Origin of the sequence: Proteus faecis, from assembly GCF_030286765.1 — a bacterium.
Lineage (GTDB): Bacteria > Pseudomonadota > Gammaproteobacteria > Enterobacterales > Enterobacteriaceae > Proteus > Proteus faecis.
Genome location: NZ_JASVWV010000007.1, coordinates 32,119 through 48,872 on the forward strand (window position 1 = coordinate 32,119; position 16,754 = coordinate 48,872).

A 16,754-nucleotide genomic window follows, 5' to 3' on the forward strand; every position below is an offset into this window, starting at 1 on the left:
ATATTCTTAAGGCCACCTTTTCGCTAAAACTCTCGGAAACCCTGATATGACCATAGTTCAGGTGATTTTACCTGTACCACTATTTTCCTCTTTTGATTATCTGTTACCAGAAGGGATTGATGCGCCTGTTATCGGCAGTCGGGTGATCGTGCCTTTTGGTAATAAACGTCGCTCTCTTGGTATTGTCAAAGGACTCAGTACTCACAGTGAGTTTCCTATCGAAAAGCTAAAGCCTATTGATGAGATCCTTGATAGCGAAACACTCTTTCCTGGGGTGCTATGGGATATGTTAAATTGGGCATCGGCTTATTACCACTATCCATTAGGGGAAGTGCTATTTCACGCCATGCCAATTTTGTTACGACAAGGAAAACCCGCCGAATTCACACCATTATGGCAATGGTACGCCACTGAAGAGGGGCTTAATCTTGACCTCAATAGTTTAAAAGGTGCCAAAAAACAGCAACAAGCATTAGCGGCGCTTCGCCGTACACCATTATATCGCCATCAACTTGATGAATTTGAGATCACCACGGCAACACTCAATAACTTAAAAAAGAAAGCCTTTGCAGATCTCCGTCCTATCCAACCTGCTCCTATACACTGGCACAAGGATCTCACTGTTCAAGGCGAACGGTTTAAATTAAACACTGAACAAGCTATTGCAGTTGGTGCGATCACAGCACAGGCTAATCAATTCTCACCTTGGTTATTATTGGGTATTACAGGTTCAGGTAAAACAGAAGTTTATTTAAGTGTATTAGAAAAAATTCTCGCGGAAGGTAAACAAGCATTGATTCTCGTGCCAGAGATTGGCTTAACACCTCAAACGATCCGTCGTTTTAAGGCGCGCTTTAATGCTCCTGTTGATGTACTTCATTCAGGATTAAATGATACTGAACGCTTAGCCGTTTGGTTACGAGCAAAACGCGGTGATAATGCCATTATTATTGGTACGCGATCAGCGCTTCTCACCCCTTTCCAGCATCTTGGTATTATCATTATCGATGAAGAGCATGATGGCTCTTATAAACAACAAGATGGTTGGCGTTACCATGCTCGTGACCTCGCTGTTTTCCGTGCCAAACAAGAAAATATTCCTATCGTGATGGGAACCGCAACACCATCAATTGAAACCAGTTTTAATGTTGAGCAAAAAAAATACCGACAACTCACTCTGACTCAACGTGCAGGCAATGCAAAACCTGCAACAGAGCATTTAATTGATTTAAAAGGCCAACCGTTAACAACAGGGTTGTCTCCAATTCTTATTAAAGCAATCAAAGAGCACCTTAATGCGGGTAACCAAGTGATGCTCTTTCTAAATCGCAGAGGATTTTCGCCCGCATTGTTATGTCATGAATGTGGTTGGATAGCAGAATGCCCCCGCTGTGATCACTATTATACGATCCATCAAAAGCATGGCATGTTACGTTGCCATCAATGTGATAGTCAGCGACGAATTCCAGCACAATGTCCACAATGTGGTTCAACAAATTTAATCCCCGTAGGGTTGGGAACCGAGCAACTTGAGCAAGGGATTGGTGAATTATTTCCTGACACACCAGTGACGCGGATTGATAAAGATACAACAAGTCGCAAAGGCGCTTTAGAACAACAACTGGAAGATATTTATCAAGGTGGCTCACGTATTCTTATCGGTACACAAATGTTAGCCAAAGGGCATCACTTCCCTGATGTCACCTTAGTGGCTTTACTTGATGTGGATGGAGCACTGTTCTCTAGTGATTTTCGTGCAGCCGAACGTTTTGCTCAACTTTATATACAAGTATCAGGTCGAGCAGGTCGAGCGGGTAAACAAGGCGCGGTATATTTACAAACACACCAGCCAGATCACCCTCTGTTGCTGACACTATTAGAAAAAGGTTATGACGCTTTCACTAAAGAGGCTTTACAAGAGCGACAAGCCACTTTTTTACCACCTTATTCTAGTCATATTATGATCCGCTCTGAAGATCACAATAATCAACGTGCACCCCAGTTCTTACGACAGCTTAAGCAGTTTTTTGAACAACACCCGATGCGAGATGCTAATTTATGGGTAATGGGGCCTGTTCCTGCCATTCAAGCTAAACGAGGTGGAAATTATCGTTGGCAATTATTGCTCCAACATCCTTCGCGAAGTTATTTACAAAAATTAATGTCTGTCACTTATCCTCAGATTGTCGCCTTACCTGAGAGTAAAAAAGTGAAATGGAATATTGATGTTGACCCAACAGATTGTTAAGGCTCTTTTCTGCCTAAATTGAATATATTTTAGCCAGTGTTATGTTAAGGATATAATTCCGCTTGAATACTAGTTACAATCCAAGACTATTTATCAATTTTGCGAACTACCTCATAAAAACGATTGGTATCACACTTTTTATGCAAACTAGGTAACAGTATCTATTTAAAAAGTGGGTAGAATAACAATTTAGAATATTTCTTGAATTAAAAACCGTCGATAAAATCCTTTTTTAAATATTGGCGGTTTTTTTGCAATAAAAAAGCAATCGTTTAACTAAACCATCCAAAAGGGAGGTATGGGGTTTGCAACAAAATAATAAAGATAATACGCAAGCAACAATGAAAGATGTTGCCCTTGCAGCCGGCGTGTCCACAGCAACTGTGTCACGTACATTAATGAATCCGGAAAAAGTATCCTCACAAACCCGTCAGAAAGTTGAACAGGCTGTTCTTGATGTGGGCTATTATCCACATAACCTGTCAAAAAACCTTAAACGTAACGAGTCAAAAACGATCCTTGTGATCGTCCCTAATATCAGCGATCCCTTTTTTACTGATGTTGTGTGTGGCATCGAAGAAACCGCTGCACAACATGGTTATCTCGTATTAATTGGTGACTGTAAGCATCAGCAAAAACATGAAAATGCCTTTATTAATCTTATTATCACCAAACAAATTGACGGCATGTTACTTCTTGGCTCACACATCCCTTTTGATGTTTCCAAAGAAGAGCAGAAAAATTTACCGCCGATGATCATGGCAAATGAGTTTGCACCTGAACTTGAATTACCTACTGTTCATATCGATAATCTGACAGCATCGTTTAGAGCGACACACTATTTACAGCAAATGGGGCATAAGCGTATTGCCTGTATTACAGGCCCTGAAGATATGCCTTTATGTCGTTATCGCTTACAAGGCTACATTCAAGCCATGCGTAGAACAGGCGTCCCCTTGCGTGAAGATTATATTATTCGTGGTGATTTTACCCATGAAAGCGGTGCAGAAAGTCTGAAAAAGTTGATTTCATTACCTGAGCCACCAACTGCTGTGTTCTGTCATAGTGATATAATGGCAATTGGCGTTATGTGGCAGGCAAAAAAATTAGGGTTAGAGCTCCCTAAAGATCTCTCTGTGATTGGTTTTGATAATCTTGATATCACACGTTATAGCGAGCCTGCTCTCACCACAATGGAACAACCTCGTTATCAGATTGGACGTGAATCTATGTTGTTATTACTCGACCAACTACAAGGTAGACCTGTTGCACCCGGATCTCGCTTATTAGATTGTGAGCTAATTATAAGAGACAGTGTCTGTCGGCTTAAAAGCTAGGCAAAACACACTATGTTAAGTAACATATCGTTTGTGATACCTATTCCTTTAATTACCAGCGAATCGAACTGTGGCACAACGAGACTATGTGGGACGAGGGCAGACATCTGCTCGTCGTAAAAAAACAACGAAAAGTAAGAGCAAAAAGGCTGCTAAAGGGCTGCCTTTAACGACGCTTATCGCGGCAATCGCTATTGTGGCGCTGTTTATCGGCGGCCTCTATTTTATTACACATAATAAAAAAGAAGCCGTAGAAACAACGCCAGCTATCACTGGGCAACATCCAGCAAATAGCTTACCGCCCAAACCGCAAGAGCGTTGGCAATATATTAAAGAATTGGAAAATCGTCAGGTGGGTACACCTTTACAACCTGAATTTCCTTCATCGGGTAGCCAGATTAATCCGAAAGCAACACTTTCGCCTGAACAGTTGCGTTTTTTACAACAAATTGAAGCGGATAAACGCCAACCCGCCGTTCAACTGCCAGAAGTGCCTTATAATGGTGAAGTACCGCGCTCACAAGTGGTTGTAACGCCGCCAGCAACAACAACGCCTTCTGTTACACAACAGCCAGTACAAACTCAACAACCGCAAGCACCTGCGATTGTTACAACGCCTAAACCTGCGGTGACTGAAGCAAACTTTTTAGTGCAATGTGGCTCATTTAAAAATACCGAACAAGCTGAATCAGTGAGAGCAACGCTAGCTTTTTCTGGTGTTGAAAGCCGAGTAACGAAAGGCAATGATGGCTGGATCCGCGTGTTATCAGGTCCTTACAGTAAGGAACAAGCCAACTCTGTGAGTAAACAAGCGGCTGGAGCTGGTGTATCAGGTTGTATTCTTCGCTCTTCTGGGGGTTGAAAAATAAATTATCTCCCCCACCTATAATTCTAATTCACACAACGGGTCGTACTTTATCTTAGATAAAAGCACTTCCCGTCTCATTTTTTATTGATTAAACCAGGGGCTGACTCATGACTACAATCGTAAGTGTTCGCCGTAAGGGCCAAGTTGTAATCGGTGGTGATGGACAGGCGACGATGGGTAATACCGTCATGAAAGGCAATGTTCGCAAAGTACGCCGTCTTTATAACGACAAAGTCATTGCGGGATTTGCTGGTGGCACTGCTGATGCTTTTACTCTTTTTGAACTGTTTGAACGCAAATTAGAACTTCACCAAGGGCATTTAACTAAAGCTGCGGTAGAACTTGCTAAAGATTGGCGTACAGACAGAATGCTACGCAAATTAGAAGCGTTGCTTGCTGTTGCAGATGAAAATACATCTCTTATCATCACCGGTAATGGTGATGTGGTTCAACCAGAAAACGATTTAATTGCTATCGGTTCTGGTGGTCCTTATGCACAAGCAGCGGCTAGAGCTATGCTAGAAAATACCGAACTTTCTGCACGAGAAATTGCTGAAAAAGCACTTAGCATCGCTGGAGATATCTGTATTTACACTAACCACAATGTCAACTTTGAAGAACTCTCTTCAAAAGAGTAAGGATTAGAGAGCATGTCTGAAATGACTCCTCGCGAAATTGCCAGCGAACTCGATAGATTTATTATTGGCCAAGATAAAGCGAAACGTGCCGTGGCAATTGCCCTGCGTAACCGCTGGCGTCGTATGCAGCTTGATGAAGCGCTGCGTCACGAAGTAACACCTAAAAACATTCTGATGATTGGACCTACTGGTGTAGGTAAAACTGAAATTGCACGCCGTTTAGCTAAACTGGCAAATGCGCCTTTCATCAAAGTTGAAGCAACCAAATTCACCGAAGTGGGTTATGTAGGTAAAGAAGTTGATTCTATTATCCGTGATTTAACCGACTCTGCGGTCAAAATGGTACGTAGCCAAGCTATCGATAAAAATCGTTTCCGTGCTGAGGAAATGGCTGAAGAACGTATCCTCGATGTACTTATTCCACCAGCAAAAAATAACTGGGGTGTAGCGGAACAAGCGTCTGAACCTTCAGCAGCACGTCAATCTTTCCGTAAAAAATTACGCGAAGGCCAATTAGACGATAAAGAGATTGAAATTGAGTTAGCTGCAACACCAATGGGTGTTGAAATTATGGCTCCTCCAGGAATGGAAGAGATGACTAATCAATTACAATCTATGTTCCAAAATTTAGCAGGTCAGAAACAAAAAGCGCGCAAGATGAAAATCAAAGATGCGTTTAAACTTATTGTTGAAGAAGAAGCTGCGAAATTAGTTAACCCTGAAGAGCTTAAACAACAAGCAATTGATGCGGTAGAACAACACGGTATCGTCTTTATTGATGAAGTAGATAAAATCTGTAAACGTGGTGGACAAAGTTCTGGCCCAGACGTTTCTCGTGAAGGCGTACAGCGTGACCTCTTACCACTGGTTGAAGGTTGTACTGTTTCGACAAAACACGGTATGGTAAAAACAGACCATATTCTGTTTATTGCATCAGGCGCATTCCAAGTTTCAAGTCCTTCTGATTTAATTCCTGAATTACAAGGACGTCTACCTATTCGTGTTGAACTTCAAGCGCTGACAGCAGAAGATTTTGAGCGTATTCTAACTGAACCTAACGCATCGTTAACAAAACAGTATGAAGCATTAATGGCAACCGAAGGGGTGACTATTAGCTTCACCGAAGACGGTATTCGCAAAATTGCTGAATCAGCATGGCGTGTAAACGAAACCACTGAAAATATCGGTGCTCGTCGTTTGCATACTGTTTTAGAGCGTTTGATGGAAGAAATTTCCTACGATGCGAGTGAACGTCAAGGTCAATCAATATTGATTGATGCAGAATATGTGAAACAGCATCTGGATGAGCTTGTCGCAGATGAAGATCTGAGTCGATTTATTTTATAATCAACTTGTGCGATCCTTATCAGCAATATTTACGTGGGAGGCTTGCCTCCCATTCTTATTTTTATAATAACAACGAACATGAGTATCGAATTTCAGCATGAGCTCTCTAAATTCCACTAGCCGGACTCAAGCCTGGCTTGAAAGTTTACGACCCAAAACACTGCCTTTAGGGTTAATTGCCATTGTGACGGGTTCCGCATTAGCGTATTGGATGGGTCATTTTGAGCTACCTATTGCACTGCTTGCTATATTGACAGCGGGAACGTTACAGATCCTATCAAACCTTGCCAATGACTATGGTGATGCCGTAAAAGGAACAGATACTGAAGAACGTTTAGGGCCACTTCGTGGAATGCAAAAAGGCATAATAACAGCAGCTCAAATGAAAAAAGCGCTGATCTTAAATGTTATTATTTCCTGTATCTGTGGTATTGCACTGATTATTGTCGCCTGTAAAAAGCCTGAAGACGCTATTGGCTTCCTAGTGATGGGTTTACTCGCTATTGTTGCCGCAATTACTTATACCGTGGGTAAGCGCCCTTATGGTTATATGGGGCTAGGTGATATCTCTGTGTTAATTTTCTTTGGCTGGTTAAGTGTCATCGGAACTTATTACTTACAATCCAACACCTTTGATATTGTTACCTTACTTCCTGCTACAGCCTGTGGTTTACTTTCTGTCGCTGTTCTAAACATTAATAATATGCGCGATTTAGAAAGTGATATTCAGGCAGGTAAAAATACATTAGCGGTTCGCTTAGGCCCTGCTGGCTCACGAACTTACCATACCTGTGTTATTTTTCTCTCTATTGCCTGCTTAATTATCTTTACTCTACTCTATATGCATCGCTGGACCGCGTGGTTATTTTTACTCGCCACCCCAATGCTTTTACTGCATATCAAACGTGTAAATGCCGATCACTCCGGTGAAGGGATGCGTCCCCTACTCGAACACATGGTAAAAGCAGCACTGCTAACTAACGTTCTTTTCTCTTTAGGTTTAGTTTTAGAATAATTTCACTCGATTGTTGATTTGACTCACTGAATTTTCAGTGAGTCTTTTGCCAACTACCCCTGTTAAGGGATATACTGACCTTTCCTGTGGCAACCTGACGTAATCTCCTATGAAATATGATACTTCTGAACTCTGTGATATCTATCAAGAAGATATCAATGTCGTAGAACCGCTTTTCTCAAACTTTGGTGGTCAAAGTGCCTTTAACGGGCAAATCATCACCGTTAAATGCTTTGAAGATAATGGCCTGCTTTATGACTTACTCGAAGAAAATGGTAAAGGCCGTATTCTTTTAGTTGATGGAGGTGGCTCTGTACGTAAAGCCTTAGTTGATGCTGAACTAGCGCAACTTGCCGTTTCTAATGAATGGGAAGGCATTGTTGTTTACGGTGCAGTACGTCAAGTTGATGCATTATCAGAGCTTGATTTAGGTATTCAAGCAATGGCAGCTATCCCTGCGGGTTGTCAAAGTGAAGGCATTGGTGAAAGTGATATCCGTGTTAACTTCGGTGGTGTTACCTTCTTCTCTGGTGATTATCTTTATGCTGATAACACAGGGATTATTTTATCTGAAGAGCCATTAGGCTTAGATGAAGATTTGATTGAAGAGTAATTGTTACTTTTTAGTTATATTCTTACGATTTCAATACTCAAAAGCCACCTAACGGTGGCTTTTGTTTTTTAGGCTTTAAGCAAACAAAGACAATTACTGCACGTCTTCCATTTTACCTAACAGCGCGCGTAAACGCTCTTGCCAGCTTGATTGCTCTTGTTTCAATTCTTCATTTTCACGAACAAGGGCTTCGCGTGATCCTTTCGCTTCTTGAACTTCTTGGCTCAGCGCATCATTTTTTTCTTTTAGCTCTTCGATTTCCATCTGTAATAACGTGATGGTATCAATGGCTTGTTGTACTTTTGATTCTAACTTCTCGAAAACTTCAAATGACATACTGTAATCCCCCATATAATCGATACTTCCGATTGTAAGTAGCCTATCAACAACTGTCTAGCATCTTCCGAGGAATTACATTCTTTTTTCAATTTTTCAAAAACACTGGTCAGATCACATTACAAATGTCGATCAAGTCACTAATTAAGAGCGTTTTCACTCATTTTCTTGATGAGACACACAAATTTCAATTTCGCTTATTCTCGTTTACGCTCATTAACGATAAATTCACAGTTATCTTTTCAATTCGAAAAGAATACTAACAATAAATAACCCTCTTTCAGGATAGAATATATGAGCCAGACGAAAACCTCTCTTATGGGTCAATGCATTTCTGAATTTATCGGAACTGCTTTGCTAGTCTTCTTTGGTCTTGGTTGTGTTGCTGCGGTACGTATTGCAGGCGCAGAGCTAGGGCTATGGGAGATAAGTATTATCTGGGGGCTGGGTGTTGCCTTAGCCGTTTATCTTACCGCTGGTACCTCTGGTGCTCACTTGAACCCTGCAGTGACTGTTGCGTTTTGGTTATTTGCTTGCTTTGAACGCAGAAAAGTCATCCCTTATATTATTGCACAAATGTTAGGTGGCTTCTTTGCCGCAGCAATTGTGTACTTTATGTACTACAATGTTTTCCTCGACTACGAACAAGTTAATGGTATTGTCAGAGGCTCACAAGAAAGTCTCTTCACTGCCGGTGTATTTTCAACTTATCCTGCAGCTCAAATCTCCGTTATACATGCCTTTTTTGTTGAAGTTATCATTGCCGTTATATTAGTTGGCTTAATTTTAGCCTTAACTGATGATGGCAACGGTGTGCCTAAAGGCCCATTAGCACCTTTATTAATTGGTATCTTAATTGCCGTAATCGGTGGTGCATTTGGCCCATTAACCGGATTCGCCTTAAACCCAGCTCGTGACTTTGGTCCAAAATTGGTTGCGTACTTTGCTGGCTGGGGTGATATTGCGCTGACTGGTGGACGCGATATCCCTTATTTCTTAGTTCCAATAATTGCTCCATTTATCGGTGGTATTTTAGGTGCACTGGCTTACCGTAAATTAATTGGCCGTCACTTGCCTTGCGATACCTGCAAAATTGAAGACGATAAATAAAATTAAGAGCAATATTGTTGATTATCAGAACAGGTTACTAATATGACAACAGAAACAAATACATCGAATACCGAGAAAAAATACATTGTTGCGCTGGATCAGGGCACAACCAGTTCACGTGCCGTAGTCATTGACCACAATGCCAATATCGTCAGTATTTCACAGCGTGAATTCACCCAAATCTATCCTAAACCGGGTTGGGTTGAACACGATCCAATGGAAATTTGGGCAACACAAAGCGCAACCTTAGTTGAAGTATTAGCAAAAGCAGATATTCCCTCCGACCACGTTGCTGGTATCGGTATCACAAACCAACGTGAAACCACGATTGTATGGGATAAAGAAACCGGTAAACCTGTTTATAACGCGATTGTCTGGCAATGTCGCCGTACTGCGGATTTCTGCACTCGCTTAAAAGATAAAGAAGGCGTTGAAGAATATATTCGCCAAAACACAGGTTTAATGGTTGACCCTTATTTCTCTGGTACAAAATTAAAATGGATCCTCGACAACGTCGAAGGTGCACGTGAAAAAGCAGAGAAAGGCGAATTGTTATTCGGTACTGTTGATACTTGGTTAGTTTGGAAAATGACACAAGGCCGCGTTCACGTTACAGATTATACTAACGCCTCACGTACTATGTTATTCAATATCCACTCTTTAGATTGGGATCAAAAAATTCTCGACCTACTGGATATTCCTCGCAATATGCTACCAAAAGTGGTGCCATCTTCAGAAGTTTATGGCCAAACAAACATTGGTGGTAAAGGGGGGACACGTATTCCTATCGCAGGTATGGCGGGTGACCAACAAGCAGCACTTTATGGTCAGCTTTGCGTACAAAGCGGTATGGCAAAAAATACCTATGGTACGGGTTGCTTCTTATTGATGAACACAGGTAAAGAAGCGGTTCGTTCTAATCATGGTTTGTTAACAACCATCTGTTGTGGCCCTCGTGGTGAAGTGAACTATGCTCTAGAAGGTGCAGTATTCGTTGGGGGTGCTTCTATTCAATGGCTACGTGATGAGCTAAAACTTATTGATGAAGCAACTGACTCTGAATACTTTGCAACGAAAGTGAACGATACTAACGGCGTCTATGTTGTTCCTGCATTCACAGGTTTAGGCGCACCATATTGGGATCCGTATGCCCGTGGCGCTATTTTCGGTTTAACCCGTGGTGCTAACCGTAATCACATTATTCGTGCAACCTTAGAATCTATCGCTTATCAAACACGCGATGTGCTTGATGCAATGCAAGCCGATTCAGGTGCACGTTTACAATCACTGCGTGTTGATGGTGGCGCCGTTGCCAACAACTTCTTAATGCAGTTCCAATCCGATATTTTAGGTACTCGAGTAGAACGCCCTGTAGTTCGTGAAAGTACTGCATTAGGTGCAGCATTCCTTGCAGGTCTTGCTATCGGTTTTTGGAGTGATTTAGAAGAAGTGAAAAACAAAGCAGCTATTGATAAAGAATTCCGTCCAGGCATTGAAACCACTGAGCGTAACTATCGCTATAACGGCTGGAAAAAAGCTGTCGCGCGCGCTCAAGAGTGGGAAGATCGCGGTTAATTGCAGTAAAACAGTTTGAGAGAGAAGTAGCCTAGGCTACAAAACCAAATGCCGAGATTTTTTATCTCGGCATTTTTTATTCCACTAAATAGTATGTTCTTCATGGCTAAAACGATGAGCTAACGGAAGCCAACAAAGCATAATCGCCACTGACATAGCAAACATAATCATCCCTAAGCTAAATTGATTATGCTGTGGCAGTAAAGCAGAAAACCATGTTGCCACACCGGAACCTACATTTTGTAAACCACCTACCAGCGCACCAGCAGAGCCCGCTAAATAAGGAAATGGTTCCATTGCTCCTGTCGTTGCTAACGGAAATAGCATACCTGCACCAAAGAAAAACAGTGCAGCAGGAACCAGTAATGTCCAAATATTAATAATATTTAGCCAACCAGGGATCCACATTAAGATACCCGCAGATAAACAACAAAAAACAGAGTGCCACATCAGTTGCACAAAGGTTTTACCTTCACGACCTGCATACCAAGCGCCAAAGAATGCAGCAGGGATCGGTAGAATAAACAATATACTGATAGTAATACTGCTTAATCCTAATACTCCTCCCATTAACACACCGCTTGATGCTTCAAAAACAGCAATACCGGATAATGCACAAATCAGCATAATCAAAAATGCACTAAAAGTACTATTTGAAAGTAGTAAGTAAAATGATGACAACATATTACGCTTTTCAACTCGCACTGGCCGCGTTTCTGGCATCCAACGATACATACAAAGTAGGACACTGGTTCCTAATAATAATAAGAAAATATAACACGCATGCCAGCCAAAGAAATGAGCGACAACACCACCAATCATCGGCGCTAATAATGGGCTAACTAAAACGCCCATATTTAACAAACTATTGGCATAACGTAATGCAGTTCCTGTATATAAATCACGAGGTTGAGTACGTGTCATAACGCCTGCAACACCCGTTCCCATTCCTTGTAAGGTACTTGCGATAACCAGAGTGGTTAAATTTTGCGAGAAAATTGCCACCAGCGTTGATAAACAAAAGATAGTCATTCCGACTAAAATAACAGGACGGCGCCCTACTTTGTCGGATATAGGTCCATAAATTAACTGTGAAAAACCATAAGAAAAAAGATAAGCTCCCATAACTTGCTGTACCGCCCCTGTGGGTTCACCAAAGTAAACGGCCATATCAGCAATAACAGGAACATAAATAGTTTGAGTCATTTGACCCACAGCAACCAATGCAATTATCAATAATAATAGATTTGCATGCTCTAACTTTCTCATTTCTTTTCTCAAGAATTTTAGATAAATACATTAACGGACAGGCGCATACCACAGAGAATTTATAAAAATAAACTCTGCAAAATGCGTACCTTTTCAGAATGAGACTAAGTTAACAAATTTGGAGAAATTTGCGAGATAGCCAGCAATTTTTGTATAAAGATTAATGTCAGAGAAATACACCATAGTTGTCAATATAAATGTACATATTGTGTCAATTATTGACAAAATCTTAGATTAATCACATCACCACACCATATTGATAAATAAAAAACCACATCCTATTTAGAATAAATAAGCAACATAAGCGTGTTTATCAAAAGGAGATAATCTCTATGGCTAATTGGGTGAATGGAAAAGTTATTCAAGTTCATCACTGGACTGATGCGTTAATAAGTCTCGTCGTCAATGCTCCTATTGATAAGTTTACAGCCGGACAATTTGCAAAATTAGCACTAGATATTGATGGCGAGCGAGTACAACGAGCCTACTCTTATGTAAACGCACCAGATGATCCCAATTTAGAGTTCTATCTGGTAACTGTGCCTGATGGAAAATTAAGCCCTAAATTAAGCGCACTAGAGGTTGGTGATGAAGTCCTGATCACTGAACAAGCCAGTGGTTTTTTTGTATTAGAAGAGATCCCCACAACAAATACACTTTGGATGCTTTCGACAGGAACCGCCATTGGGCCTTTTTTATCTATTTTGCAATTAGGTCACGATCTTGAGCGATTTGAAAATATCGTTCTTGTTCACGCTGTTCGATATGCTAATGACTTAAGCTATTTACCTTTAATGGAAAAACTCGTTGAACGTTATCAAGGCAAATTGCGCATTCAAACCATTGTCAGCCGTGAAAATCATATTGGCTCATTAACCGGACGTATTCCTGCATTAATTGAAAGTGGTGCCTTAGAAAAAACAGTTGGCCTAACCATCAGCCCGGAAGAGAGCCATATTATGTTATGTGGTAATCCTCAAATGGTCAGAGAGACACAACAACTCTTAAAAGAACAACGAGAAATGCGTAAGCACTTACGACGCAAACCCGGACATATCACCAGTGAGCAATATTGGTAATAAAAAAATAAGGGTGAGCTTATTTCTCTCACCCTCATTGATTTCACCATATAGATTAACGCCAGCGACGATAATCCACTTGTTCAGTCTGTTTACCAAAATAGTTTTCACCGTCATTACCAACAAAGACTCCGCAATCAAGCAACATAATCATTCCGATAAAAGAAGGAAGAAAACGCCCTATCGCCCATTGCCAAAATGGTTCTAAACTACTGGTATCGGCTAATCCTAACATCACTGCAAGTAAGAGTAATAAAAGCCATATTCCTCTTTTATTTCTGTCATGAAGTCTTTTTGTAAAAATTGCACATAGCGGATAAAGAATAAAAAAGAACACTATCCATATTACAGTGGTAGGTAATGGATAAATCACATCATTAATAATAATGAGGCCTAAAAACAGCGCAAAGCAAACACCAAAACCAACCCAAAAGTCACGACGCCCAATTCGCCCTTTGAATGAAAATGCCCAATGTTGTAAGGTCATAAACTCTCAATAATTTACTTAATTTGTGAATTACACTGTCCATTTAGTATCAAATAATACAGACTAGCCAATAACAGCACAGACAAACGGAGGACAGATGATAAAAGCAAGCACACTTTCTACGTTATACCTGATAATCATAAGCATTGCTCTTTGTTTGCCAACTTCTGTTTTTGCAACAGAGATGTCTGTCGCACAAAAACAGCCCAGTAAAGATGATATTGCCTATCTTAAGCAAGATGCGCCTGTTTTTGAGATGACCATTCCGGAGCTAAGAGCCAAGTTCAATCAACAAAATCCGTTGTTATCGCTTAATGAATATAAAATTATCACTAATCACGATATTGCCATCCCTCTTGTCAGAGCCGCAACGCGTATTACGCCTTATCTCTATTCATCTGCGATATTAGAGCGTGGTAGCGAAAAAATAAAAAGTTTACAACTCACGCTGATCCATACCCCTGATGCACCTGAATTAGAAAAGAGAAATCGTGAGATCACAACACAATACATTATCACTTTAGTCACTCAATTTGATCCATCTATAACCCAAGAGCAAATTCAAGAGGCTCTCAATTTATTCGCTTTTAAAAATCAAACTTCTGATTATATTAGCCATGATGTGGGGGCTATTCGCTATATTATTGCCCATGAAGATGATCAATTAACAACCTTTGCTATTGAACCGATTAAGCTTTCTTTAAACAGCAAGATCGTTTCAGCTATTCCGTGATAAAAAACAAAGCTATTCTATTCATTGTTCTCTATACTGTTGTGCATCAACAGAATTCGTGTTTATTAGCAAACTAAATTTAAACCACTCGGTTGGAGGAAAAGTTATGCGCCATCCATTAGTCATGGGTAACTGGAAACTCAACGGCAGCATTCATATGGTTCATGAATTAATTGCTGCATTACGTAAAGAAGTTAGCGGTGTTGCAGGTTGTGATGTTGCTATCGCACCACCCGCAGTTTACCTATGCCAAGCACGCCATGAAATTGGTGGAAGCCGTATCGCATTAGGTGCTCAAGATACAGGTGTTAACTTATCAGGTGCTTTCACTGGTGAAACTTCAGCAGAAATGCTGAAAAACGTTGATGTTAAATACGTTATCATTGGTCACTCTGAGCGTCGTACTTATCATAAAGAATCTGACGAGTTTATCGCTCAAAAATTCGGCGTGTTAAAAGAGTTAGGTTTAACACCAGTATTATGTATTGGTGAAACTGAAGCAGAAAATGAAGCTGGCAAAACACAAGAAGTTTGTGCTCGCCAAATCGATGCCGTGTTAAATGCACATGGTGCAGCAGCATTTAAAGATGCCGTTATCGCTTATGAACCAATCTGGGCTATCGGTACAGGTAAATCTGCAACTCCAGCACAAGCTCAAGCTGTTCATAAATTTATTCGTGATCATATTGCGAAGAAAGATGCGGCTATTGCTGAACAAGTTATCATTCAGTACGGTGGATCTGTTAACGATAAAAATGCAGCAGAACTGTTTGGTCAACCAGACATTGATGGTGCATTAGTCGGTGGCGCTTCACTGAAAGCTGACGCATTTGCCGTTATCGTTAAAGCAGCTGCACAAGCTAAAGCGAAAAAATAATTTTTATCTTTCTGGCTTCTGCCATTAATCGATAAAAATAGAGAAAATCACCTTACTGAATATAAAGCAGAAGGTGATTTTTTTGTTTTGCTTACCTCGGCTTAATCAACGGCGACTAATTTCATCAAATATCCCCCCAGTCGCAAAATGTATTTTCTGCGCAGATTGCCAATCACCAAAAACATCATTAAGAGTAAAGAGTTCTAGTGTTGGAAAACTGCTTTGGTATTTCTCTGCTATTGTTTTATCTCTGGGACGGTAATAATTTTTTGCCGCGATCTCTTGTCCTTCTGGTGAGTAAAGATAGTCTAAGTATGCTGTGGCAATTTCTCGTGTTCCTCGTTTATCAACAACCTTATCAACTACCGACACAGTAGGCTCTGCAAGAATAGATACTGATGGTGTAACTATCTCAAATTTATCAGCGCCTAATTCATTAATCGCTAATAAAGCTTCGTTTTCCCATGCAATTAATACATCGCCGATACCTCGCTCAACAAAGGTATTTGTTGCTCCTCTCGCACCTGAATCTAATACTTCAACTTGCTGATAAAGAGCTTTAACGAAGGCTTTCGCTTTTTCACTATCCTGATGATTAGCTTTTAATCCATAACCCCATGCCGCAAGATAGTTCCATCTTGCACCTCCTGAGGTTTTGGGATTAGGTGTAATAATGGAAACACCCGGTTGAATCAATGAATCCCAATCTTTAATTTGTTTGGGATTTCCTTTTCTCACTAGAAAAACGATTGTTGAAGTATAAGGGGCTGAGTTATCAGGTAATCGTGTTATCCATTGCTTGTCGATGCTTCCTCTTTGTGCAATCGCATCGATATCATAAGCGAGTGCTAATGTCACAATATCGGCCTCAATACCATTGATAACTGATGTCGCTTGCTTTCCTGAACCACCATGTGATTGGCGAATAGTGACACTATCTCCCGTTTTCTGCTTCCAATACTGACTAAATGCTTGGTTATACTGCTGATAAAGCTCTCGCGTTGGATCGTAAGAGACATTCAATAATTGAATATCTTTAGCCCATACGGTATTGGAAAAAAGTAACGTCGCTAAAACAGTTGATAATAAGCCCCATTGTTTAAACATAGCTATCCACCCTTTATCGTTAAGTATTTAACTAGGCTGACAGAAAGTGTTATCACGATGAAATAACAAAAAACCGATGGATATACACAACGGGAATATGACTAGCAATATAGGG

At 40.6% G+C, this 16,754-nt stretch carries 16 protein-coding genes; 12 read left to right on the forward strand and 4 right to left on the reverse strand.

Annotation, left to right across the window (positions count from 1 at the left end; genetic code table 11):
• Positions 1-46: 46 nt before the first annotated feature.
• The 7 genes from priA to rraA all read left to right on the forward strand — a co-directional run bounded on the left by priA (position 47) and on the right by rraA (position 8,066).
• The gene (gene priA / locus QSH13_RS10625; RefSeq protein ID WP_109398459.1) at positions 47-2,248 is read left to right on the forward strand and encodes a primosomal protein N'; all 2,202 of its coding nucleotides are present in this window, start codon (positions 47-49) and stop codon (positions 2,246-2,248) included.
• Positions 2,249-2,553: 305 nt separating this feature from the next.
• The gene (gene cytR / locus QSH13_RS10630; RefSeq protein WP_072064648.1) at positions 2,554-3,585 is read left to right on the forward strand and encodes a DNA-binding transcriptional regulator CytR; all 1,032 of its coding nucleotides are present in this window, start codon (positions 2,554-2,556) and stop codon (positions 3,583-3,585) included.
• 70 nt (positions 3,586-3,655) lie between these two features.
• Positions 3,656-4,447 carry a cell division protein FtsN gene (gene ftsN, locus QSH13_RS10635; RefSeq protein WP_109398460.1) on the forward strand — a complete coding sequence of 264 codons (792 nt, stop codon included), beginning with the start codon at positions 3,656-3,658 and terminating at the stop codon, positions 4,445-4,447.
• Positions 4,448-4,560: 113 nt separating this feature from the next.
• A complete protein-coding gene (hslV, locus tag QSH13_RS10640; protein WP_006534149.1) occupies positions 4,561-5,091 on the forward strand; it encodes an ATP-dependent protease subunit HslV in 531 nt (176 codons plus the stop codon).
• A gap of 12 nt (positions 5,092-5,103) precedes the next feature.
• Positions 5,104-6,438 carry an ATP-dependent protease ATPase subunit HslU gene (gene hslU, locus QSH13_RS10645; protein ID WP_196543979.1) on the forward strand — a complete coding sequence of 445 codons (1,335 nt, stop codon included), beginning with the start codon at positions 5,104-5,106 and terminating at the stop codon, positions 6,436-6,438.
• Between the two features lie 97 nt (positions 6,439-6,535).
• Entirely contained in the window at positions 6,536-7,453 is a 918-nt protein-coding gene (locus QSH13_RS10650) for a 1,4-dihydroxy-2-naphthoate polyprenyltransferase (protein ID WP_072064651.1), read from the forward strand.
• A 109-nt stretch (positions 7,454-7,562) separates the two neighbouring features.
• Positions 7,563-8,066 carry a ribonuclease E activity regulator RraA gene (gene rraA / locus QSH13_RS10655; protein WP_006534154.1) on the forward strand — a complete coding sequence of 168 codons (504 nt, stop codon included), beginning with the start codon at positions 7,563-7,565 and terminating at the stop codon, positions 8,064-8,066.
• Between the two features lie 93 nt (positions 8,067-8,159).
• On the opposite strand, the gene zapB is transcribed toward rraA, so the two are convergent.
• Positions 8,160-8,402, reverse strand: coding sequence for a septal ring assembly protein ZapB (zapB, locus tag QSH13_RS10660; RefSeq protein WP_072064652.1), 243 nt, complete (start codon positions 8,400-8,402; stop codon positions 8,160-8,162).
• A gap of 294 nt (positions 8,403-8,696) precedes the next feature.
• Between zapB and QSH13_RS10665 the strand changes: the two genes are divergently transcribed.
• Positions 8,697-9,512: an MIP/aquaporin family protein gene (locus QSH13_RS10665; protein WP_109398462.1), complete on the forward strand. Its 816-nt coding sequence runs from the start codon at positions 8,697-8,699 to the stop codon at positions 9,510-9,512.
• A 42-nt stretch (positions 9,513-9,554) separates the two neighbouring features.
• Positions 9,555-11,087 (forward strand): glycerol kinase GlpK, encoded by a 1,533-nt coding sequence (gene glpK, locus QSH13_RS10670; protein ID WP_109398463.1) that lies wholly within the window; start codon positions 9,555-9,557, stop codon positions 11,085-11,087.
• A gap of 84 nt (positions 11,088-11,171) precedes the next feature.
• On the opposite strand, the gene emrD is transcribed toward glpK, so the two are convergent.
• A complete protein-coding gene (gene emrD, locus QSH13_RS10675; protein WP_286039117.1) occupies positions 11,172-12,356 on the reverse strand; it encodes a multidrug efflux MFS transporter EmrD in 1,185 nt (394 codons plus the stop codon).
• Between the two features lie 332 nt (positions 12,357-12,688).
• On the opposite strand from emrD, the gene fpr reads away from it, so the two are divergent.
• Complete coding sequence (gene fpr / locus QSH13_RS10680; protein WP_109398465.1) at positions 12,689-13,435, forward strand: ferredoxin--NADP(+) reductase; 747 nt, start codon at positions 12,689-12,691, stop codon at positions 13,433-13,435.
• A gap of 55 nt (positions 13,436-13,490) precedes the next feature.
• On the opposite strand, the gene QSH13_RS10685 is transcribed toward fpr, so the two are convergent.
• On the reverse strand, positions 13,491-13,922 hold the full coding sequence (locus tag QSH13_RS10685) for a DUF805 domain-containing protein (protein WP_185901534.1): 432 nt from the start codon (positions 13,920-13,922) through the stop codon (positions 13,491-13,493).
• 97 nt (positions 13,923-14,019) lie between these two features.
• On the opposite strand from QSH13_RS10685, the gene QSH13_RS10690 reads away from it, so the two are divergent.
• Both QSH13_RS10690 and tpiA read left to right on the forward strand, forming a co-directional pair.
• Positions 14,020-14,655, forward strand: a complete 636-nt coding sequence (locus QSH13_RS10690) for a DUF1454 family protein (RefSeq protein WP_109398467.1) — start codon at positions 14,020-14,022, stop codon at positions 14,653-14,655.
• Positions 14,656-14,761: 106 nt separating this feature from the next.
• Positions 14,762-15,532 carry a triose-phosphate isomerase gene (gene tpiA, locus QSH13_RS10695; RefSeq protein WP_069366847.1) on the forward strand — a complete coding sequence of 257 codons (771 nt, stop codon included), beginning with the start codon at positions 14,762-14,764 and terminating at the stop codon, positions 15,530-15,532.
• 105 nt (positions 15,533-15,637) lie between these two features.
• On the opposite strand, the gene QSH13_RS10700 is transcribed toward tpiA, so the two are convergent.
• A complete protein-coding gene (locus tag QSH13_RS10700; RefSeq protein ID WP_185901533.1) occupies positions 15,638-16,639 on the reverse strand; it encodes a sulfate ABC transporter substrate-binding protein in 1,002 nt (333 codons plus the stop codon).
• Positions 16,640-16,754 lie beyond the last annotated feature (115 nt).

Excerpts from the sequence above, each read along its gene's own strand:
- glpK (WP_109398463.1), top strand. The coding sequence starts at position 9,555 with ATGACAACAGAAACAAATACATCGAATACCGAGAAAAAATACATTGTT.
- QSH13_RS10665 (WP_109398462.1), top strand. The coding sequence starts at position 8,697 with ATGAGCCAGACGAAAACCTCTCTTATGGGTCAATGCATTTCTGAATTT.
- hslV (WP_006534149.1), top strand. The coding sequence starts at position 4,561 with ATGACTACAATCGTAAGTGTTCGCCGTAAGGGCCAAGTTGTAATCGGT.
- QSH13_RS10690 (WP_109398467.1), top strand. The coding sequence starts at position 14,020 with ATGATAAAAGCAAGCACACTTTCTACGTTATACCTGATAATCATAAGC.
- rraA (WP_006534154.1), top strand. The coding sequence starts at position 7,563 with ATGAAATATGATACTTCTGAACTCTGTGATATCTATCAAGAAGATATC.
- QSH13_RS10650 (WP_072064651.1), top strand. The coding sequence starts at position 6,536 with ATGAGCTCTCTAAATTCCACTAGCCGGACTCAAGCCTGGCTTGAAAGT.
- QSH13_RS10700 (WP_185901533.1), bottom strand. The coding sequence starts at position 16,639 with ATGTTTAAACAATGGGGCTTATTATCAACTGTTTTAGCGACGTTACTT.
- zapB (WP_072064652.1), bottom strand. The coding sequence starts at position 8,402 with ATGTCATTTGAAGTTTTCGAGAAGTTAGAATCAAAAGTACAACAAGCC.
- emrD (WP_286039117.1), bottom strand. The coding sequence starts at position 12,356 with ATGAGAAAGTTAGAGCATGCAAATCTATTATTATTGATAATTGCATTG.
- hslU (WP_196543979.1), top strand. The coding sequence starts at position 5,104 with ATGTCTGAAATGACTCCTCGCGAAATTGCCAGCGAACTCGATAGATTT.
- QSH13_RS10685 (WP_185901534.1), bottom strand. The coding sequence starts at position 13,922 with ATGACCTTACAACATTGGGCATTTTCATTCAAAGGGCGAATTGGGCGT.
- fpr (WP_109398465.1), top strand. The coding sequence starts at position 12,689 with ATGGCTAATTGGGTGAATGGAAAAGTTATTCAAGTTCATCACTGGACT.
- tpiA (WP_069366847.1), top strand. The coding sequence starts at position 14,762 with ATGCGCCATCCATTAGTCATGGGTAACTGGAAACTCAACGGCAGCATT.
- priA (WP_109398459.1), top strand. The coding sequence starts at position 47 with ATGACCATAGTTCAGGTGATTTTACCTGTACCACTATTTTCCTCTTTT.